Source organism: Microbacterium sp. Z6_144, from assembly GCF_057197625.1.
Genome location: NZ_JBXVPT010000001.1, coordinates 448236 through 463912, shown reverse-complemented (window position 1 = coordinate 463912; position 15677 = coordinate 448236). Strand labels below are relative to the sequence as shown.

Sequence of the window (15677 nt, the reverse complement as noted above, 5' to 3'; positions counted from 1 at the left end):
CATGAACCAGAAAGACGAGGCTCGGGCAGCCGGGCTGCTCGTCGGGCTCGCCCTCGGCGACGGATGGTCGCGAGCCACCGAGGTCGCGCTCTGCGTCGCCGACGCGGCCGCGACGGGCCTTCCACTGGACGACGCGCGGGCGGTGGACCGTCTGCGACGGAATCTGCGCGAACGGCACGACCTCACCCAGGGCGACGTCGTCGACCAGAGGTCCCGCGACACCACCCTCTCGGCCGCGGCGGTGGTGGCCCTCGCCCACCGCGGCGACCCCGACCCGCAGCGTAACGCGGCCCTGCGTGCCGTACTCGACACACTCGGAACGCCTCCGGCGCACCGAGGAGGGCTCTCTGAATGGGCGGACGCAGTCACACACCTGCTCGCCACGGGGGATGTGGGCGCCGACATGGTGTCGGAGGGCGCATCGCCGGCCCCGGATCAGGCGATCGCGCACGCTCTGCAGACGGCGAGCATGGAGGGCGCTACCGCGCGAGAAAGAGCGCTGATCGCACTATCGCCGCGGTGGGTCGCGATGCAGATCGTGCCGGCGGCAACCGGAGCACTTGTCGGCGCGATGTTCGGGGTGGGCGCGCTCCCCGAGGCCCGCGCCGCTCGCCTCTCCGGGTGGCCGGGGACCGACAGTCGTGCGCTCTTGCGGGTGGCGTCCGCCGTTGCCGCACCGCGCGAGCGTGGCGTTTCCGGCACCGACGTGCCCGTGGGCCGCGGGCGGACAGTCGGGGACGAACCCTCCCCCGCGGCGTCCGCCGGTGGGAGCGGTTATCGCGTGAGACGCGTCGCGCTGACCGCGCTCGACACGGAGACGACGCGATGACCATGGAGAGATCGCTCTGGGCGGTGAGGGTTCATCGCATCCCGCCGGCGTGGCGCGCCGGTGAGGGGGCCGGTGAGTTCGTCGCCACCGCGCTGCCCGGTGGAGAGCAGACGGCCGTCATCACCGTGCGGGAGGCCGAGAACGCGAATCCGGACTACCTGCTCGAGCGGTACGGCGCTCGAGCAGCGGGACCTCTCGGGCGGCCCGTGGTGCAGAGCCTGCCCGACCTGCTCGCCGACGGCGTCTCGATCGTGTCCTTCCCGCAGGCGCAGGACGGCGCGCTGTACGCGCGCATCGATCTGGTGCGTCGCGCCTGGAATCTCGACGTCGTGGTCTCAGCCCCAGGCGTCGCCATCGAGAACGCCCATGCGCTGTTCTCCGACATGTTGGACCTCCTGTGGGAAGTCCGTCCGGAAGGAACCCCGTGACCGCGTATGACATCGTTCAGATCCCCGGATGGGAGAACCTGTCCCTGCGGGCAGCCGACGCGGCCGAGCTCGACCGCCGCCTGAACGAACTCGCCCACGACGCGGTGCCCGACGAGGTTCCGCGCGACACGGCGACTCCGTTCCGGGCAGAACTCCGCAAGCACCTCGTGCGGCTCGTTGACCGCGCGCGCTCGGCGGGGGCGGGGGTGCTGTGCCTGCCGACCCAGCGCATGGGCGAGGTGGCCGTGCCCGCCTCGTACACCGTGTCGGAGTGGCACGACCCGGATGCGGGGACGGTCACACCCGACGAGGTGCTCGCCGCGCTGAGCGCCGACAGCGCGGCAGCGGCCTCCGTCGTCGACATCGACGGACAGCCGGCGCTGCGCGAGGAGGACATCGAACCTCCCGACCCGGAGGCCGACCCCCTCTCCACCTATGCGGGGCGGCGCGTGACCTACACGATCTCCGCGCCCGACACCGGGGGGGCGTGGCTCGTGTTCTCCTTCGTCACCATCGGCGACGGCCGCGCGGACGGCCCGCTCGCCGAGGTACTGGTCGAACTTTTCGACGCGCAGATGGGCACGATCCGGTGGCGGTGATCCCTCTCCACAGGACAGGTCGCGTCCAGAGCCGCGGGCCTCTCACGCTCGTAGACTGGTCGGCGATGGGCCTGGACGGACGTACCGAGGATCTCGCCGCGGTGATCACCCGGGCGGAGCACTATCTCCGAGCATCCCGCCACGGCGAGGCCGCTGCCCTCATCCAGAGCACCAACCCTGCAGAGCTGCCGCTTCCCCTCCTCGACCGCGCCCTGCCCGTGCTTCTCATGGCCGTGAGCGTCGACGCGGGCGAGTTCGAAGCGCGTCGCGTTCTGGAGACGATCGCCACCGGCTCGGGCAACCCAGCCGCGGAGAGCATCGTCGATACGTACCGTGCGGAAGCGGCCAACGACCCGGAAGAGCGGATCCTGCTGGCCGAGTCCGCACTCGAACGACTGGATGAGGCGGCTCCGGTATCCCGGCACCGCGCGCTGTCGGCCGTGGTCACGGCGAAAATCGACCTGGGCAGGGGACTCGACGAAGAGCTGCTGGACCAGATGCTGGCTCAGGAGTCCTCCGTCGACCTCCTCGCACCCGTTGACAGCGCGCTGGCGCACCGCGGCTTCTACGCCTACCAGGTAGGAGAGCTCGATCAGTCGCGTACGGCGCTGCGCACGCTGGCACGCCAGGCGCACGATGCGGATCAGCCGTTCATCGAGAGGATCTTCCGCACCCACCTCGCGACCGTCGACGTCTACGCCGGCCGGCTCGGAACCGCCCACAGGGCGCTCGAGACCGACAGCACCGACCCCCTCTTCCCGGCAGAGGCGCGCGCGCGGGGCCTCGTCGCCATCCGCGTCGGTGACGAGGATGCGCTCCAAGCGGTGCTTCTCGAGCCGACGCTGCAAGGCTCGGAGGCCGTCGGGGAGTTCTCCCGGGCCGCGCTGACCGGGCTGGCCGCCGCAATGCGCGAAGACTGGCGCGAAGCGCACGTGCAGTTGGGGCGCGCGAGGGAGATGGCGGAGAGACTCGGGCTTCACGAGCCCGGTCGACGCCTGTGGATCGACTTCGATCTCGCCCACGCCTCGGCCGAGCTCGGCGACACGGTCGAAGCCACGCGGATCGCCGACCGCCTCGACGATCTCGCACGGGACGAACGGCCGCTTCTCACGGGCGTCGCTGAGCGCATCCGCGGGGTCATCGAGGCGTCCGTCTCCCGGTTGGAGGCGTCAGCGGCGATCCTCGCCGGCGCGGGATTCCCCGACCAGCACGCCCTGACGCTGCTGGCCCTCGGGCGCGCCCATACCGCGGCGGGACACGCAGCTCAGGCCCGACGCGCCCTCGAGCGGGCTGAGGTGCTGGTGCGGCGCACGGGGGATGTGGCGATCGGCAAGCTCATCGCGACAGCGCTCGCATCCGCGTCGTCCGACGGGCGCCTGGCGGTCCTGACCGCTCGCGAGCGCGAGGTCGCACGTGCTGCTGCGGCGGGCGCTTCCAGCCGCGAGATCGCGACTGCCGGGTTCACCAGCCGGCGCACGGTGGAGTCCCAGCTGTCGTCGGTGTACCGCAAGCTCGGCATCCGCTCACGCGCGCAACTGGCCGCTCTGCTGGCCGATGGCACGCGCGGCGGCCTGCACGACGCCGGCCACCGGGACCACTAGGCCCCCGGTCGCGGCTAGCCCGCCACGCCCGTGCGTCGGTGTGCCCGGCCACCGAAGTGCAGGTAGGTCGGTTCAGCGCCTGCGCCGGCGGGATCGAAGAACACGGCGAGAAGAGGTTCGTCGGAGATGGGGAGCTTGAGGAGGAACGAGTCATCCCGCGCCACCGGCTCCAGGGGCAGGTCGACCATCGGCGGCCAGCCCTGGTCTTGCGCGACCCCGTGCGAGGGCGTCACGGTGGCCCGCAGGCGGCCCTCCTCGTCCGCGGAGATCTGGAAGCTCAGCCCCTCCCGCTCGTAGGTGCCGGTGTATCGGTCGGGCTGGGTCACCCGCTCGTCGTCGAGCGCTGCAGGGTCGGGGCGCGGGCCCACGCCCAGGCGGCGCCCGAACAACCAGCCGGCGAGCTCGCGGTACATCCCCAGCGCGCTTTCCACGTTGGTCTGCAGGCAGAATCCGAAGCGCTGCTCGGGGGCCACGCGCATGAAGGCGTTCTGTCCGATGGAGTTGCCGTCATGGCCGATGACACGGACATCACCCCACTGGTCCAGGATCCAGCCCAGGCCCCAGCCCTGCCCGAGCACGGAGTCGTCAACCAGCTCGACCTGCTGCTCGAGCATGCTCGCGGCCAGAGCCCCGTCCAGCAGCCGGGCGCCGTCGGGCGCCACCCCGCCGTCCAGATGCATCCTGGCGAACGCGAGCACGTCGCCGGCGGATGCCACGACGGCCGAGCCCATCGGCCCGAACGCGCGCCACAGTCCCCACGTCGGGCTCACCACCGGCGTCGAGGGATCGTTCGGGTCGGGCACGTGTCCCACGGCGGTGGGGTGGACGATCGCCTCGTCCGCGAACGACACGGTGTGCTCGAGTCCGAGCGGCGTGAAGATCCGATCGCGCAGCGCCTGCTCGAAGGTCGTTCCCATGAGGACTTCCACGATCCGCCCGAGGATCGAGTAACCGCTGTTGCTGTAGCTCCAGATCGCACCGGGGGCGGCGATCTGCGGCAGGTCGGCGCATCCGGCGACGTAGGCGGCGAGCGCGTCGTCGCCGCGGCCGGTGTCGGTGAAGTGATCGCCGTCGAAGCCGCTGGTGTGGGTGAGGAGGTCGCGCGGAGTCACTTGGTCGCGGGCTCGCTGGTCTGCCACCTCGAAGTCCGGCAGGTAGGTGCGGATGGGGGCGTCCAGGTCGAGCCTGCCTTCCTCCACCAGCATCATGATGAGCGTCGCGGTGTAGAGCTTGCCGATCGAGCCGGGAAGGAAGAGCGAGTCGGCGGTCACGGCGAGCCCCGTGCGCACGCTGAGCACGCCCGCAGCGACCTCGGTCACCGTGTCGCCGTCCAGCACCGCCAGCTGCGCGCCGGGGACGTTGTGCTTCGTGATCAGCTCGGTGAGCTTCTGTTCCAGTTCCTGTGACGCGAACATTTCGGCTCCTCATGGGTAGACCTACAGTGTAGGTACAGCATACCTACACTGTAGGTGTCCCTGTCAACGACGTTATGCTCATCCGGTGGCGGCACTGACGCGAGAGCGGATCCTGGACTGCGCGGTCGCCATGGCCGATCGCGAGGGATTGGACGCGGTGACCCTGCGCCGGATCGCCGGCGAACTCGGTGTGCACGTCACGTCGCTCTACAACCACGTGGAGACCCGGGACGCCATCACCGACGGGATCGTCGATTCGCTGCTGGAGCGAGCACACCTGCCCGCGACGCCCGTGCACTGGGAGGAGTGGGTCCGCACGTTCTTCTCGGCGATGAGCGATCTGGCCACCCAGCATCCGGGCGCCTTCGCGGCACTATCGCGCCGGCCGGTGCAGGGTGTGCGCGCTGCCGCCTCGTTCGAGGCCGCCATGGCCGCCTTCGCCGCTGCAGGGCTTTCCCCCGGGGATGCCTACAGCGCGGTCAAGGCAGCGGTGTTCCCCGCGCTGATGGTGGGCGCCGAGCGCAGCATGCTGGCCCGGGGGGAGCTCCCGGAAACGGGGATGGAAGACCTCCCACCGGAGAACTTCCCCCAGTTTCACGCGCTCAAGGACTACGACCCCACCCTGGCGTGGTCGTTCAGTCTCGAGACCCTTGTGGCGGGCCTCCGGGAGCGGATCGCCCAATACGGCGCCGCCCAGCAAGGCAGCGCCGAAGAGACTGGATGAGACGCGGCTGAGGGGACGTCAGTCGGAGTGCCCGCTGTGATCGCGGGTGTCCGGTTCCGCACGAAGGACGTCGGCGACTTCCTCCTCCGGCCGCGGCGCGATGGTCTCGTCAAGCTCCAACTCGGGAACGGCCGGCTCATCCGACGCCGGAATGCGCTGCTCGGACGAGTGCTCGCTGGGGGAAGACATGGCGGATCCTTTGGTCGACGACATCCACAGCGTAGGCCGTTGAGCGCCGGAACCCGACCAGCCCGGGCCCGGCCCTGCTCAACGAGCGCGAGTCGCCCTCCTGTCTCGCGATCACGCGGAGGGCGATCGGGGCACGAACCGGATCACCGGCAGGAGCCGGACTGCGTTCGCCTGGTACTGGCCAAAGGACGGCGCCATCCGAACGAAGCGAGCGAACGCCCTCTCCCTTTCGGTGCCGCTGAGTTCCTGCGCGGTCACGGGCACCTCGCTGATGCCGTCGGCCTCGGCGACCTCGATCAGGGTGCGCGGATGCGCGCGGAGATTCCCGACCCAGGCAGGGTCGCTCGGAGCTCCCATGGCCGAGCCGACCACCATCCACGTCCCGCCGTCTCGCACCGACATCGCGGGGTTGATGCGGGCGAGGCCGGTGCGCACACCCCGATGATGGATCAGCACCAGCCGGTCGCCCCAGGCTCCCACAACGCCGTTGCTCTGCCGGAAATGAGCGATGACCCGCTCGTTGAATTCGGACATGTCGATTCCTTCCGCGTCAGGTCATGACCGTGACGCCTTGCCGGTTTCCTTTCCGGATGAGGGTCAGCTGCCCGCCGGAGTCTCGGCGGAGCGGGGGTAATCCGTGTACCCGGCACTGCCCCCGCCGTACGCCTTGCTGAGATCGGGAAGAGCGATCTCAGCGCCCTGGGCCAGCCGCTCGACCAGGTCGGGGTTGGCGATGAAGAGGCGCGCGAACGACACGAGGTCCGCTGCCCCGTCGGCGACCAGCTCGACGCGCTGCGGATGTGTCAGCGGGTCGGCTGCGGCGGAGTTGAGGATGAGGACGCCGTCCCAGAGCTCGCGCACCGTGGCGGTGAAACTCGGGTCTCCCGCCTCGACGAGGTGCAGGAACGCCAGGTTCAGCGCGCGCAGGCTCGTGACCAGCGCCGGATACACGTCGCGGTAGTCGGTCTCGACGGTGTCGCCCAGGCCGTTGTTGGGGGAGATTCGGAGACCCGTGCGGTCGGAACCGATCGCCTTCGAGACCGCGCGGGCGATCTCGACGGTCAGGCGGATGCGGTTCTCCACGCTGCCGCCCCACCGGTCGCTGCGCTGATTGGCGTTCGGGGCCAGGAACTGGTGCAGGAGGTATCCGTTGGCGCCGTGGATCTCGACGCCGTCGAAGCCGGCGGCGACGGCGTTGCGAGCGGCGGCGACGAAGTCCTCGATCGTGTCCTGGATGTCGTCCTCGCTCAGGGCCACCGGCACCACGTAGTCCTTCTTCCCTGCGGGAGTGAAGATCTGGCCCGCGGCCTTCACCGCGGACGGGCCGACGGGGACGAGACCCTTGTTGCCGACAGCATCCGTGGTGGCCGGATGTCCGATGCGGCCGGTGTGCATGAGCTGAGCCACGATGACACCGCCTTCCGCGTGAACGCGGTCGGTGACGGCGCGCCACGACGCGACCTGCTCGGGAGAATGCAGCCCCGGGGTATCGGGGTACCCCTGCCCGACGGCGCTGGGTTGGATGCCCTCGGTGATGATGAGCCCGGCACCGGCGCGCTGCGCGTAGTACTCGGCCATGTCGTTCGTGGCCGTGGTTCCGACGGCGCGGCTGCGGGTCATGGGTGCCATCGCGATGCGGTTGCGCAGCTGAAGGCGGCCGACCGTGACCGGCTCGAACGCGGAAACGGTCTGCGTGCCGGAATCTGACGTGGTCATTGTTCTCCTTTTCGCGACCCGAGGGCAGGGCCGTTACTTGTTCGAACAACGTATACGCCCGCGCATTCCTTGTTTGAGCAACTTTTTATGCGGGGGGCCGCGATGCGGCTTTCGAAGCGGCGTCAGCGATGGGGTGTGCGCAAGGTCGTCACCCCCCCGTCCACGTCCAGGATGGTTCCCGTCGTCGAGGCGCTCATCGGCGACGCGAGGTAGAGCACCGCGTTGGCCGTCTCTTCGGCGGAGATCAGCCGGCGAATGGGGTTGCGACCGTGGAGCGAACGCTTTTCCGCTGCGGGGTCTGCGGCGCCGACGAGGAGCTTGTCGAGGAATGGCGTGTCCACGGTGCCGGGGCAGACGGCGTTCACACGGATTCGGTCGGAGATCAGGTCCACCGCGAGGGCCAGGGTGAGCGAGATCACAGCGCCCTTGCTTGCGCTGTAGAGCACGCGATTCGGAAGTCCGTTGCGTGCCGCGACTGACGACATGTTCACGATCGCGCCGTGACGCGAGCGTCTGAGGAACGGCAGGCTCGCTCGCGTGGTCCGAGCCATGCCGGTGACGTTGACATCCAGGAGGTGCGCCCACTCCTCGTCGCCGTTGTCCTCGACCGAACCGGTGGCGACGATTCCGGCGTTGTTGATCAGGACGTCGATGCCCCCGAGACTCCGCGCGGCGCGTTCGACGCCGGCTCGGACAGCGCCGTCGTCGGTCACGTCGGCGCCGATCGCGAGAACGTGGTCGGGCACACCGGAGCAGTCGACGTCCAGCGCGGCGACCTCGGCGCCCCGACGGCGCAGGTCTTCCACGACGGCGAGTCCGATTCCGGATGCTCCGCCCGTCACGATCGCTCTGATCCCGTTGAAGTCGCCGCCGTGCCCTCGCTCACCCTCGGGCCGCGCGGCGGATGAGGCGCTCGTCATGATTGCAGGGGCTGCCCCGAGCGCTCCCGCATGACCAGGACAGCGGGGATAGCGACGATCGCAAGCGCGATGAGGTAGAAGGCACCTACCAGGGTGCTTCCCGTGACGGCTCCCAGCCAGATAAGCAGATACGGCGCGGATCCGCCGAAAACCGCCACGGCCATGTTGTAGGTGATTCCGTGACCAGTGACCCTCACGTTGGTGGGGAAGAGCTCGCTGAGCGCGGGGTTCGTCACGCCGGCGTACCCCCCGATGGGGACGCTGAGCAGGATCAGCCCGACAACGATCAAGCCGAACTGTCCGGTCGAGATCAACAGGAAGCAGGGAAGTGCCAGCAGGAGCTGGCCGACGGCAGCGGTGATGAGCACGGGTTTCCGGCCGACCTTGTCGGAGAGCCACGCGGCGACGACCTCTGCGAGGATGGCGCAGGCGACGGCGATGACGGCTGGTGCCAGCGCCTGGAATCCCGTCAGATTCAGGCTCGCCGTCGCGAAGCTCGGCAGATACCCGGCGAGCATGTAGAACGAGGCGGCGTTGAGCGACGTGAGGAAGAATGCGATCGCCAGCAGCCGCCATTGTGCCCGGCCCGTGAGGGCGGTCTTCAGCGGGTTCTCCGAGCGCCGGCTTTCCTTCGCGAGGGCTTTGAAGTAGGGCGTTTCATCGAGCCGGCGACGGATATAGAGGCCGATGATGCCCAGCGGCAGCGCGATGAGGAGGGGAATCCGCCATCCCCACTCGACCATCTGCTCGGGCGTGAGGGTGAGCAGCATGATGCTCGGGACGACGGTGCCGAGGAGGGTGCCGAAGCCGGCACCCACCGTGATCATCCCCACGTTGAACCCCCGGCGGTTGGCCGGGGAGTGTTCCGCGACGAACGAGACGGCGCCGGAGACCTCGCCCCCGGCCGACACGCCCTGCAGGAAACGCAGGACGATGAGCACGATGGGGGCGAAGATCCCGATCGCCGCGTACCCCGGCGTCAGCCCCATCACGGCGGTGAAGACGCTCATGAGGATGATCGTGAACGCGAGGGTCTTCTTCCGGCCGATCCGGTCTCCGAGGGCACCCCAGAAGAATCCGCCGATGGGCCGCGCGAAGAAGGCGACCGCGAAGACGGCGAGTGTGGAGAGGAGGGCGGTTGTCGGGTCGCTGGTGGGGAAGAACACCACTGCGAGCGTGCTGGCCAGCACGCCATACGTGGAGAACTCGTAGAACTCGACGACGGAACCGACGGCCCCGCCGAGGACCGTTCGTCGGACGGCGCGGCGCGTGGCTGGAGTGAGTGTGCTGGTTTCGAGAGTGTGGATCTCGGCTTCGATGGACATGCATGACCTCTCTGTCGATGCGTGCGGGCTCCGTGTCCGTTGACACTGCCGCGGTGTTCGGGTCGTCCCCCGTCAGCGTTCGCTGAGGAGAGTGGTGATGCGGTGGACCTGCTGGCGTGTGCGTGCATCGTCGAGGTCTCCGAAGGCGGCTCGACGTTTGAGAAGAACGGTTCTGATGGCGGTGAGGACCTCCCGCTCGCGGACCATCGCGGTGATCCTGTAGGTCAGCACGCCGTTCGAGGGATCGGGACCGTCGGCGAGCTCGAGCACTTCGCTCGTGGCCATGAGGCTGTCGCCGGCCACGATCGGGGTGGGCGTTCGTACGTTGGTGCAGGAGACTTCGGCCAGTGCGTGCTCGCTCATGTCCTCACTGGTCAAGCCGACCGCGATCGCGAGAGCGACGGGCGCGCTCAGCGGTAGCTGCTGGAAGCTGCCGTCGAAATAGTCGGCGAGGGAGGCGCGGTTGAAGTGTGTCTGGGCCGTGTTCATGGTGAGCAACGACAGGATCTCGTTGTCCGACTCCGTGACCGTGTGCCCTCTGCGATGGTGGACCACTTCGGCCACTGCGAAGTCTTCGAAATAACGCTCACTGGCCATGGCGGCTCCTCACGAGGCTGGTTCGTCGGAATCTCACGACTTCCCGGTCACCGTCGTCGCCGATGGTCTCCCACTCGACGACTCCCCAGCCCGGCCGCGACGAGGACGGTCGCCGCGAGATGACCCGGCTTCCGGCGCTCAGTGTGGTGCCGACGTGGACGGGCTCGGCGAAGACGACGTCGTCCGCCCCGAGGAAGGGGCCACCCGACTCCGACAGGTCCTCTACCGACAGGCCGATGACGATACCCAGCACGAGATAGGGGCTGACCGGGAGCACGGCATGACCCGCGGATCGCGCGATCTCCGCGTTGAAATAACGGGGTTCGTAGAGATGCGTGAGTGTGGCGAAGAGGATTGCGTCGGCTGTCGTGACCGTGCGTCCCCAGTGGTGGACGAAGACGCGGCCCGGCTCGAAGTCCTCGTAGTACGAGATCGCGCTCATCCCTGGATTCCCATCTCTGCCAGGACGTCGGTCCGCAGCGCCAGCAAGGACGCCTTGCCGCTGGCCAGCTTCGGGATGCTCGCGTCGTCGCGGAAAAGGACGTGCGCGGGCGTGTTGTAGCCGGCCGAGTGCTCTCGGACGAATTTCTTCAGTTCGGCCGGCTGGGTGCTCTCCCCTTCGAAGAGCTCGACGACGGCGGCGATGGCCTCACCCTTTTCCGCATCCGGCACACTCACGACGAATGCCTGGCGCACCGCGGGGTGGCGCTGGATGACAGATTCCACTTCGCGCGGGGATACGCTCACGCCGCCCACCTTGATGAGGTCCTTCAACCGGGAGTGGTAGTGCAGCGCCCCCGACGCATCGATGCGGACCAGATCACCCGTGCGGAAGAATCCCTGCGCGGTGAAGGCTTGTCGCGTGGCCTCAGGGTCGTCGAGGTAGCCGGGACTGAGGGGGCCCCGTACGAGCAGATGTCCGACCTCTCCACCGGGCACTTCGCTCTCCGTCTCCGCGTCGACGACCCGGAATTCCCACCCGGGGAGGGCGGTGCCGTCCATTCCCAGACGGACATCCACCGCGTCCGTCGCCGACGACATCGCGCAGAGACCGTGGCACTCGCTCAGCCCGTAGATGCCGCAGATCTCCGTGACGCCGAGATCCTCGATGGCCAGACGCTTGTCCTCCCGCGAGTACCCCGTCAGCCCTTTCCGCAGCGCCAGACGCCTGGGCCGCTCTCGCTGGGCCTTGATCAGCGCCCGCGTCATGTTCCCGAGCCCGTAGTACGCCGTCGCGTTCGTGCGCTCCATCGTGTCGAGGGCCTGGTCGGCGTCGAACGCCTCCTCCAGGACGAGCGCCGTGCCGTGCGTCCAGCAGGCGGCGATCGCGTTGGCGGCGGCGAACGCGTAGAAGAGAGGAACAACCAGCCACAGACGGTCCTCGGCGTTGAGCCCCTGCCGCTCCCCGATCCAGTAGTCGTTGCGGACGGTGTAGTCGTGTCTGGTGATGACGCCTTTGGGCTGTGCCGTGCTTCCAGAGGTGAACAGGATGAAGAGGTCGCTGTCGCCGTCGACGGCCCGCTCTCGCTCGGCCAGCGCGGCAGCTTCCACGGCGTCCCCGCGTCGGAGGAACTCCGTCAGAGGAAGCGATGCGGCGGGCCCCCGCTCCCCCATTGCCACGGTCAACCGCACGGACGAGCGGTGAGGGAGGATCTCCTCGAGCATGGCTGTGAAGTCCTGGTTGCGGAGCCGGTCGGCTGCGAGAATCGCCACCGACTTCGAGCGATCGATCGCCGATGCGAGCTCGTCGGACTTGTGCCAGGTGTTGAGTGCGGTCACCACTGCCCCGATCCGCGCTGCAGCGAAGGAGGCCAGCAGCCACTCGGGACGGTTGGGTGCGAGCACCGCGACGCGCTCACCCGGCCGGATGTCGGCGGCCATCAGGGCCCGGGCCCATTCATCCACGGCGGCATCGAACTCGCGGAAGGTGAACTCGCGGTCTTCGAAGATGACCGCCGGCCGGTCGGGCCAAGCCGATGCGGCGTCGCGGAGCATCCCCCCGAACGTGGTCGCAAGCTTCGGTTCCATGATCCGTCCGTCCGCGTTGTCAGAGTCCCAGAGAGAAGGAGAGTGCAAGACCTCGACGCTCCACGTCGAGGGCGACCACGCGGCCTCCCTTGGCCAACGTCACCACGAGCTGGTCCAGATCCGTCCCGGCGAAGCAGAGGTTCGTCGGCATGGAGCCCCCACCGAAGTGGAGGCTTTCAACGAAGGCGCCGTCGGCGTCGTAAATGTCGACGGCGCCCGAAGACGTCCCCGCGACCAGGACCTCCCCGTCCGCGGTGATGGCCAGGCCGTCAGGGTAACCGTGGTCCATGGTGATCGTGCCGATCTCCTCGAGGGGACCGTCGCCGAGGGCGAAATGACGAACTCTTCCGTAGCGCGTTTCCGCGACGTACAGGGACCGGCCGCCCGGACCGAAGGCGAGCCCATTCGGATACCCGTCAGTCACCAGCTGTGTCTCGAGCTGCGCTGTGCGCGGATCCCACGCCTGCACGCGGCCATTGCGCTTGTTCGAACCGTGCGGGTCGCCGTTCGGCTCAGTGAACCACAGCCTCCCGTCGGGGCCGATGGCGCAGTCGTTCGGCGCGCCGGTGGAGACGACCAGGGGTTGCTGAAGCGCTCCTTGGCTGACCATCTGGATTCCGGCGATGCGGGGCGTCACACTCGCTCGCGGGGGCATGTGGACGCGCCCATTCTGTGCGATCCAGATCGTCCCCGTTTCCGGGTCGACGGCAAGGCCGTTCGGTCCGCCCCCGACCTCGGGCCCGGGGGAAGCGCCCGTGCCGTCGAGACCGACTCGGTAGAGCTGGGCCCGGGTGATACTCGTGACGATGACCGCGTCCCCGGTCCAGATCGGACCCTCTGTGAAGCCGATGTCGGATGCCAGTGGGCGCATCGCCGCCCCTTTACGGCCGGATCCGAGAGACGTCGTCGTCATGTCTGATATTTGATCAAATATCAGACATGGTGTCAAGAGGGCAGACGCGCGCGCCATAGCCCCTCCCGAGCGAGCCGCTCGATCACGAGGTCAGCCTCGACCTCCAAGTGGCGGCGCGTGAGGCCGGCTGCCCGTTCCGGGTCCCGGAGCTCGAGCGCCCGGATCAGCTCCGAGTGCGCCGCCGCCGCGTCCACATCGCGCGGCGAGATGGCGGTGAACAGGCTGCGCGGGAGGTTGTGGGAGAGCTGCTGCAGGATGGCGCGCAGCCGCCGCGTCCCCCCGACCCGGTTGATGAGCTGATGAAACCGCCAGTGCAGATCGTAGAGCCGCCCGGGGTCTTCCTCCACCGACATCTCGTTGTGCAGGCGGCGCAGTTCTGCGAGGTCCTCCTCCGTCATCTCCGTCGCCGCGCGCGAGGCCGCCAAGCCGTGGACCAGTCCGCAGACCGTGTAGTGGTCTCGAAGGTCTTCGGGCGTGAACACGGCAACGAAGGTTCCCCGATGCTGCTCCGTATAGACGAGGCCGTCGGCTTCCAGGGCGATCAGGGCCTCACGCACGGGCAGCCTGCTGATGCCCAGCTGCTCCGCGATCGCGTCCTGGGGAATCTTCTGGCCCCCGGCCAGGCTGCCGCTGAAGATGAGTTCGCGAATCTCGTCCGCCACGCGTTCGGACGTACTCGCCCGCTTCACGCGACGGCGCTCAGTCACGGTCACTCATCGTCTGGGACCGACCCTTCCTGTGTCGCGGCGTCGTCCCGGAGGACGAGGGCGACCTCGACTTCGAGAAGATGGTTCTCCCCGCGCACAAGCGCCCCGGACAGCGTCACATCCACGGTGTCCCCCGTTCCGCGCCGCACGTCCATGACCTCGACCTCTGCATGGACGACATCCTCCGGCATGGCGGGACGAAGGAACTTTACGGAATTGAGAGCCCTCGCGGCAACGATCGGCTGTCCGTGCAGAACGTCATCGGCCACCAGAGACTGGTAGACCGCCAGCGTGTACAGCCCGCTTGCGATGATGCCCCCAAACCTCGTTTTGCCCGCGGCTTCCTCATCGACATGTGCGGGGAGCGGATCCCACGCTCGGGCGAAGGCCATCATCTCGTCCCGCGGCATTGCGCGCTCGCGAGTCTGCCACCGTGCGCCCACGGTGGTGATCGGCTCCACACGTGACGCCGGCAAGCCGCTCATTTCGCAATGATATGACAGGGGCGCCGCACCACATCCCCACACTGCGAGGACGGGTTCGGGAGGGTTGCGCTCTCGTGCTCGCCGAAGGGATGCGGGGCACTCCTGCGGCGAGCACGCGCGGATGGACGGGTCAGGCGATCCTGGCGATCATCTTCCCTGCGCCCCGGCCCGTGAACATCTGCGGGAACGCAACCGGGATCGCCTCCAGACCCTCGATGAGGTGCGTCTCGTTGTGCATCTTCCCGGCCGTGACATGCGGGGTGATGTCGTCGAGGAACTCCGGGTACGAGCCGTAGAACTGCGTCACGTCGAATCCGTGGACAGAGAGGTTGCGGTAGAAGATCTTGCGCAGCACATCGGGCAGGTCGTTGGCACCGGCCGTCAGATCGGTGTTCGTGATCTGCGACATGACCCCTCCCACCGCCACGTGGCCGTTGACGTTCATGTGCTGCATCATCAGCGGGAACTGCGTGGCACCCACGTTCTCGTACAGGAAGTCGATGCCGTCCGGCACCGCCCGAGCGAGCTGCTCGGCGAAATCGGGCGCCTTGTAGTCCACCGCGGCATCCAGGCCGAGGTCGTCGAGAAGGTGCCGGGTCTTCTCCGGGCCGCCGGCGACCCCGACCACGCGAAGGCCGCGGATCTTGCCGATCTGCGCCGCGGCCGAGCCGACAGCGCCCGCGGCTGCCGTGACGACGAGCGTCGCGCCGGGAACGGGGTGGATGATCTTGGTCAGGCCCACCCAGGCGGTCAGGCCCGTCACGCCGAGGAGGCCGAGGTGCGCGGTCAGAGGCGCCGCCTCAGGGTCAACCACCCGGATGTCGGAGCCATCCGAGATCGCGTAGTCCTGCCATCCCGTGGTGCCGAGGAATCCGACGACGTGCTCGCCGACGGTGAAGTCGGGGTGGTTGCTCTCCGCCACGATGCCCACGGTGAAGCCGAACATCGTGTCGCCGACGTCGAGGGGGGCCTGGTCGCTGTTGGCGTTGCCCATGAGGATGCGGTTGAACGGGTCGAGGGAGAGCAGCGTATTGCGGACGAGGACCTGCCCGTCGCCGGGGACCGGTACCGGCCGTTCCACGATCTCGAAATCGCTCTGCTGGGGATTTCCCTGCGGTCGTGCGGCCAGAAGGATCTGACGATTCATCGGAGTGCCCATGCGGTGTCCTTTCATCGGTGAGCAAGTGGTGCGATACCCACC

At 68.5% G+C, this 15677-nt stretch carries 18 protein-coding genes; 5 read left to right on the top strand and 13 right to left on the bottom strand.

The annotated features are described in order from the left end of the window. Window position 1 precedes the first annotated feature (1 nt). From AC2DGY_RS02245 to AC2DGY_RS02230, 4 genes are all read left to right on the top strand, one after another. Window positions 2-829 (top strand): hypothetical protein, encoded by an 828-nt coding sequence (locus tag AC2DGY_RS02245; protein WP_484508072.1) that lies wholly within the window; start codon window positions 2-4, stop codon window positions 827-829. Continuing rightward, window positions 826-1257 carry a hypothetical protein gene (locus tag AC2DGY_RS02240; RefSeq protein ID WP_484508071.1) on the top strand — a complete coding sequence of 144 codons (432 nt, stop codon included), beginning with the start codon at window positions 826-828 and terminating at the stop codon, window positions 1255-1257. Before AC2DGY_RS02245 ends, AC2DGY_RS02240 begins: the two co-directional genes overlap by 4 nt. Then, the gene (locus tag AC2DGY_RS02235; protein WP_484508070.1) at window positions 1254-1856 is read left to right on the top strand and encodes a hypothetical protein; all 603 of its coding nucleotides are present in this window, start codon (window positions 1254-1256) and stop codon (window positions 1854-1856) included. Before AC2DGY_RS02240 ends, AC2DGY_RS02235 begins: the two co-directional genes overlap by 4 nt. A gap of 65 nt (window positions 1857-1921) precedes the next feature. Continuing rightward, complete coding sequence (locus AC2DGY_RS02230) at window positions 1922-3457, top strand: LuxR C-terminal-related transcriptional regulator (RefSeq protein WP_484508069.1); 1536 nt, start codon at window positions 1922-1924, stop codon at window positions 3455-3457. 14 nt (window positions 3458-3471) lie between these two features. Here AC2DGY_RS02230 and AC2DGY_RS02225 read toward each other — a convergent pair whose 3' ends face one another. Then, the gene (locus AC2DGY_RS02225) at window positions 3472-4872 is read right to left on the bottom strand and encodes a serine hydrolase domain-containing protein (RefSeq protein ID WP_484508068.1); all 1401 of its coding nucleotides are present in this window, start codon (window positions 4870-4872) and stop codon (window positions 3472-3474) included. An 85-nt stretch (window positions 4873-4957) separates the two neighbouring features. On the opposite strand from AC2DGY_RS02225, the gene AC2DGY_RS02220 reads away from it, so the two are divergent. Continuing rightward, window positions 4958-5596: a TetR/AcrR family transcriptional regulator gene (locus AC2DGY_RS02220; protein WP_484508067.1), complete on the top strand. Its 639-nt coding sequence runs from the start codon at window positions 4958-4960 to the stop codon at window positions 5594-5596. 18 nt (window positions 5597-5614) lie between these two features. On the opposite strand, the gene AC2DGY_RS02215 is transcribed toward AC2DGY_RS02220, so the two are convergent. The 12 genes from AC2DGY_RS02215 to AC2DGY_RS02160 all read right to left on the bottom strand — a co-directional run bounded on the left by AC2DGY_RS02215 (window position 5615) and on the right by AC2DGY_RS02160 (window position 15635). Beyond that, window positions 5615-5785 (bottom strand): hypothetical protein, encoded by a 171-nt coding sequence (locus AC2DGY_RS02215; protein WP_484508066.1) that lies wholly within the window; start codon window positions 5783-5785, stop codon window positions 5615-5617. Window positions 5786-5896: 111 nt separating this feature from the next. After that, window positions 5897-6319: a nitroreductase/quinone reductase family protein gene (locus AC2DGY_RS02210; RefSeq protein ID WP_484508065.1), complete on the bottom strand. Its 423-nt coding sequence runs from the start codon at window positions 6317-6319 to the stop codon at window positions 5897-5899. 63 nt (window positions 6320-6382) lie between these two features. After that, window positions 6383-7501 (bottom strand): alkene reductase, encoded by a 1119-nt coding sequence (locus tag AC2DGY_RS02205; RefSeq protein ID WP_484508064.1) that lies wholly within the window; start codon window positions 7499-7501, stop codon window positions 6383-6385. A 122-nt stretch (window positions 7502-7623) separates the two neighbouring features. After that, window positions 7624-8421, bottom strand: coding sequence for an SDR family NAD(P)-dependent oxidoreductase (locus AC2DGY_RS02200; protein WP_484508063.1), 798 nt, complete (start codon window positions 8419-8421; stop codon window positions 7624-7626). After that, complete coding sequence (locus AC2DGY_RS02195; RefSeq protein WP_484508062.1) at window positions 8418-9746, bottom strand: MFS transporter; 1329 nt, start codon at window positions 9744-9746, stop codon at window positions 8418-8420. Before AC2DGY_RS02195 ends, AC2DGY_RS02200 begins: the two co-directional genes overlap by 4 nt. Window positions 9747-9818: 72 nt before the next feature. Further along, window positions 9819-10343 (bottom strand): MaoC family dehydratase, encoded by a 525-nt coding sequence (locus AC2DGY_RS02190; RefSeq protein WP_484508061.1) that lies wholly within the window; start codon window positions 10341-10343, stop codon window positions 9819-9821. Beyond that, window positions 10333-10785 carry a MaoC family dehydratase gene (locus tag AC2DGY_RS02185; protein ID WP_484508060.1) on the bottom strand — a complete coding sequence of 151 codons (453 nt, stop codon included), beginning with the start codon at window positions 10783-10785 and terminating at the stop codon, window positions 10333-10335. The genes AC2DGY_RS02190 and AC2DGY_RS02185 overlap by 11 nt, the downstream gene beginning before the upstream one ends. Then, the gene (locus AC2DGY_RS02180; RefSeq protein ID WP_484508059.1) at window positions 10782-12371 is read right to left on the bottom strand and encodes a class I adenylate-forming enzyme family protein; all 1590 of its coding nucleotides are present in this window, start codon (window positions 12369-12371) and stop codon (window positions 10782-10784) included. The genes AC2DGY_RS02185 and AC2DGY_RS02180 overlap by 4 nt, the downstream gene beginning before the upstream one ends. 19 nt (window positions 12372-12390) lie before the next feature. Beyond that, entirely contained in the window at window positions 12391-13284 is an 894-nt protein-coding gene (locus AC2DGY_RS02175; protein ID WP_484508058.1) for an SMP-30/gluconolactonase/LRE family protein, read from the bottom strand. A gap of 32 nt (window positions 13285-13316) precedes the next feature. Further along, a complete protein-coding gene (locus tag AC2DGY_RS02170) occupies window positions 13317-13991 on the bottom strand; it encodes a GntR family transcriptional regulator (protein WP_484508057.1) in 675 nt (224 codons plus the stop codon). Window positions 13992-13993: 2 nt separating this feature from the next. Beyond that, on the bottom strand, window positions 13994-14476 hold the full coding sequence (locus AC2DGY_RS02165) for a MaoC/PaaZ C-terminal domain-containing protein (protein ID WP_484508056.1): 483 nt from the start codon (window positions 14474-14476) through the stop codon (window positions 13994-13996). 130 nt (window positions 14477-14606) lie between these two features. Then, entirely contained in the window at window positions 14607-15635 is a 1029-nt protein-coding gene (locus tag AC2DGY_RS02160; protein WP_484508055.1) for an NADP-dependent oxidoreductase, read from the bottom strand. Between the last annotated feature and the right edge of the window lie 42 nt (window positions 15636-15677).